Source organism: Confluentibacter lentus, from assembly GCF_002806995.1.
In the GTDB taxonomy this organism is placed as follows: domain Bacteria; phylum Bacteroidota; class Bacteroidia; order Flavobacteriales; family Flavobacteriaceae; genus Confluentibacter; species Confluentibacter lentus.
This window is the reverse complement of record NZ_NIHE01000013.1, coordinates 1-5028: the sequence shown is the minus strand read 5'-3', so window position 1 is coordinate 5028 and position 5028 is coordinate 1. Positions and strand designations below refer to the sequence as shown.

General features: G+C 48.2%; 1 protein-coding gene. It reads right to left on the bottom strand.

Annotation, left to right across the window (positions count from 1 at the left end; all coding sequences use genetic code 11):
• On the bottom strand, positions 1-5021 hold a 5021-nt coding region (locus tag CDH50_RS14875), incomplete at its 3' end, for a Kelch repeat-containing protein (RefSeq protein WP_232732023.1).
• Positions 5022-5028: the final 7 nt, after the last annotated feature.

Genomic DNA, 5028 nt, shown 5'->3' with positions numbered 1-5028 from the left:
GAAGCGCCGTAGTTAATGGTTAGTGTCGCATTTTTTTGTGTGCCAGAGCCAATGAATTCGACAGTGATGATTTTTGAGGAATTAGATTTTAATAGCACGTTGCTTAAATCTCCGGATTGGATAACGAAATCCTGGGCATCGGGCCCGGTTATCTCAAGCGAACGTATAAAGGCCCCCGTATTTCCATTTTCTAGGCCCAATGTTATGTCCTGGCTATTTTGCGCGCTAAAATCGACTGTGTCCGGAGCGACCAGTTCGCTGGCCGTTAGCGGTGCCCCCGCAGGGCTATCGCTTCCATAGAACTCCATGTTCTTTTGGCTTCCGCCCCCCATAACAGGGGAGCCTGCCACGACAAAGATCCCATCTCCGGACACGATTCCCTGCGTCCCATGCCTTGGGTGAACGAGGCTTGCCCCAGTGGACCAAGATTGGTGCAAAGGATCGTATATCTCTGTGACATCAAGGGCATCTGCATTTGTAGAAACCTCTCCGCCCGCAATTACAAGCTTGTCCTCAAAATTGGCTACGATTGCGGCGGCCCTTGGCGTGGGGAGATTTTGTTCAGAAGGAAGCGAGCTCCAACTATTCGTGGAGAAGTCATATACATCGACCTCCGCAATTACCGGAGCAAACGTGCCCCCGGGCCCACCTGAGAGGCGTCCGGATGCGGCATAAAGTTTATTGTTGATCACCGCTGCATGGAAATGGTCACGGGATCTTGGCGCATCTGTTAGCGCTGTCCAGATGCCCGAGATAGGGTCGTACTCGTCGAACCAAGGGACATAGCCACCGTTGTGTCCAATGGTATTGCCGCCAACAATGTAAAACTTATCGTTGTGGACGACCAGTCCCGCAGACCCCCTCCTTCTGCCGGAGGGTATTTCTGGGCCCTGAATCCATTGCTGCGCAACGGGGTCGAAGGCCCATATAAAATCGGCAGGTGTTTCATTCGGGAACGCATTTGTTTCAAAGGCGCCTATTACCCATATAAGTCCTTGGTACTCGGTTGCCTGAAAATGGTTGAACTCCATGGGCGCTGAATCCTCAAGGGAGTTCCAGCTATTGGTAGTGTAGTCGTAGACATCCAAGGTGCTTGGGTTTTCCCTGCCTCCAAGCAGATAAAACTTATCGCCTGCCTGTACAAAGGAGCATTCATGGCGGGCCGTATAATCTTCATTTTCATTTTTATCAGACCATGCCAAACCATTAACGGTCCAGCTAAAGTTTACGATAACCGAGGTCGACCCCGTCTTTTCCACGGTAACGGTAACGTTATGTACACCATCATTGTTCGTGCCCCCAGAAGAAGCCGTTTGATCGATGGTGCCATAAATCAATCCATTGGTAGGTTCGATATCTATTCCAAGGGGCTGGCCGGAAATGGCATAAGTAAAATTATTGCTAGGGTTTCCACCAGAAGCGGAAACTCCCAAAGCACCTATGGTATCTCCCGTCAGGTTTGTTAGGTCTGCTATTGGGCTTACCGATATAGGAGGATATTGCGGAGGGGCGGCCATTATTTCTATGGCGTTTAATAATGGGTTTTCAACCTCATGCAAAAACTTGATGTTAAGCACGCCATCTGATACGGTAACGGGATAGGTTGCCATGCCGCCCGACCCATGTCCAAAATGGGCTATGAGGTCCATGTTGTCTTCAACGATTGCCCCCTCTATTTCGATATCAAAAACACGGTCGCCTATTTGTGAGGTCCCTACAAAGCTATTGCCCATGTACAGATTCACCTGATAGCCACCGTTTTCTACAACAAATGTAAACTCCATTTCAGGGCCCGTGGCAACGTCATAGCGCTCGTGAGCAAAAATGGCATTGTATGTTGGTTCGTCTATATAATCGGGAATGGAGCTATGGCGGTTCGCATTTAATAGCCCGCCATTATAAACGGTCCCGGTATTAACCGAATAACTGGAACCTGATGCTGCTCCGGCCGAGCTATTCTGTTCCCAATTAGGGCCACCATCTGTTGCTGAAACCAGGTTGCCACCGGCATTGACCCTGGCAAGGATTAATGAAGAGCTGATAATGCTTACCGTGAAGGTATCTTCCACAAAATAGCCGTTTAGGTCAGTTGCCCTGATGGTTATATCCGCTGTCTGTGGTTCAGATGGATATGCTATCGTCAGCACATTGTTGGAAATGCTTGCCTGTATGTTTGCATTGGTGTTAAGCTCTACGCTATAGGTTAAATTAGCGGCACCATTATTATCATCAAAATAGTCATCTAAATCAAGGATATCGTTAGGAGCCCCAGTTTCTACTTGTTGATTAGGAATGTTTTGTACTATATAAGGCTTTTCGGCGGTTACGTTTAAATAATCCCAAGTCCCTTCCAGTTCAACACCGTCTTGATTGGAAGAGCCGATCAATCCGACGGCCAAATCAAAGTTTGAATTTTGTATGGCCTGTAAAATGGTTCCTTGTGCCACTATGGTTCCTAAGGTTGTGAGCGGACCTTCGTCTATTTGGAATTTAAGGGTTACTTGTCCTATGGAGGGATCGATTTCAAAGAAGAATTTAATTCCAGAAGTTGGCCTATTAGCAGGCAACAAATTATAAGTTATGGGGCCTTGTGGGACATCATCAATTTCCTGGAGAGCAACAAAACCATCTGTTGTCGCTACAAATTTTATGTAATTGCTTTGTGTGCCATCACCAATAAAGAACCCCAATTCGCCCAAGGGGGCTGATAGGTTCTCATAAAGTGTTAAAGGGCCACTGAAGCCAACCATTCCTCCCGCAACCGTAATGATGCCAGAATCATTTTGGACCAGAACGCCGTACTGATATCCCTTGTCCTGATTGTTAGAGATTCCGAGGGCGGTACCCGATGTCATATGGGATGTCATGAGCCCGGGCGCACCTCCCAACACATCATTGGGATTAGGATCGTTAGGGTCATCCTTTCTATCAAGCCACAGAAGCCAATTGGCACCGGTATCTCCATTATTCATGAGCCCCGTTAGGCCAAGACCGTAAATTCCCCCAAGGTTTTGTTGGTCATTAAAAAAGTCATTGAATATGGGAATTGTAAAAGCATCACTTCCATTTACTGTAGGGTCTCCCAACTGAAAAGGATCGAGCGCGTCAGGAATGCCATCAAAATCATCGTCGGGGTCGTTCAAATCGGATATTAATTGCCCACCCATAACTTTGTCCCAATCATCAGGTTGAGAGCCCCCGTTGCATATTTCGGTCCCGTTGTCCTCTTCGTCCTGGTTTGAATAACCGTCGCTATCATAATCAGCATTGGCATCATATAGAGGATCACTGGGTTCTAAGCAATTTAAGAAGTCCGTTGGTTCAAAAACAACTATTTTACCATTCAAGGTGCCTGCCCATACGGTTCCTGGAAATATATCAAAATCGCTATTACAAGTTATGCCCAACGCATTTCCACCCATCCCTGAAAGGAAATTAGATGTAAACCCGCCTGATGCCAACGTACCGTTGGCGTTAAGTTGAACCCGTCTAATGAGGCCATTACTAGTGCCGGCTAAAAGATTGCCCTGCATGACACCACCGAAGTTTGATGCTGTATACTCGTCTATCCCATTGGTATTGGTGCCCCATGTCACAACGGGGTTGTCACTTGGCCCATCTGGGTTGGCCATACCAGGGCCACGCCAATCCCCTTCCACGGTATTGGCTTCCGATATTGGAAGTGGGGGCCAATTAACGGGCAGTGCTTCATTTGGATCTGAAGTTGAACCGGGAGTGCTACCGTCCGGATCATACTTAAGTGTCCGGAAAACACTGTTTACGCCATCAACGGTATATAAGCCAGCCCCTACCGGATTTGCTCTTGTGGGGTTTGGGTGCCCTCCATAATATGTTTCCGGAAGGCTTCCAAAGGCATAGGTTTGCAAGTTAGTGGTAACCAATTGCAAATGGTCTAGGTTGTTAACCATTTCGCCATATAATAAATTATCGCTACTGCCGGGTTCGTTTGGGTCGTACTCATTGGTTACAGAGCCACCGCCTTCATTCTTAGGCAGCCCCCCCCATCCTTGGTTTGCTCCGTTATCCGTAACATACAGCGCACCGCCCTGTGTCACGACAAGGTCATAGGCGTTACGATATCCAGGCGATAGTATTTGAACGGGCCCCCCGGGCACCACTATGGCCTGATTTAGCCCGTCATTGCCCCCCCAAGGGTCATTGACATCTAAAGGGGAGTAATTTGGGTCATCGGGATCGTCTGAAGCGGGAGAGCCATCGGCGTGGACGTTTGGGCGCGTGGGGTCATCCAAGGTAGGAAGATCGTATATATATGCCCTGCCATTATCATCCAAAATGGGCAGGCCTTCAAGAGCGGTGAGGTTTACGGCTAGGACAGCACCAGAAAGCGCATATTCACAGGAATATACAAAATTGGTAGAAGGAGAGCCTCCATTGGTATGGCCTCCCTGTGCCACTATTAGGTAATCGGTTCCATTGATGGTCGTAAATTCAAGGCCGTTTGTGGCATGGTTCTCTTCGGAACGGGGAAGCCCCCTTACGATATCCACAACCTCCCAGGCGCCCCCGTTCCAGCTAAACCTCGTTATGACGCCAGAATTGGTGTCAAGATTGACATCGCCATTGCCACCACCGTCCCCGGCCCCGATACGAAAATCGCTTGATGTTACATAAATCACAGGATTGGTGGGGGTGCCAGCGACCGTAAGGCCCAGGGTTTCCCTATTCAAGCTAGAGAACGGGGTACCGTCATCATTGTGGTCGGGCATGGTGCGTATCCCATCTAGAATCTCTATATTGGTAACAACATAACTTGCGGCCCCGTTTCTCTGTATGGTGAGTATTTTTATGGCACCGGTGTACTCTGCCACATATAACCGATCATCGGGGCCATACATTAGGGACGTAACACCTCCGCTTACATTGCCCATTCCGTTGAAATTTAATTCGGACTGGGTCCAGCTCTGGGCAAAGGCGTTGCACGACAGCAATAAAAAAATGAGGCAAATGAAATTTTGTAAAATCTTAATTTGAGAAATCATGATATGT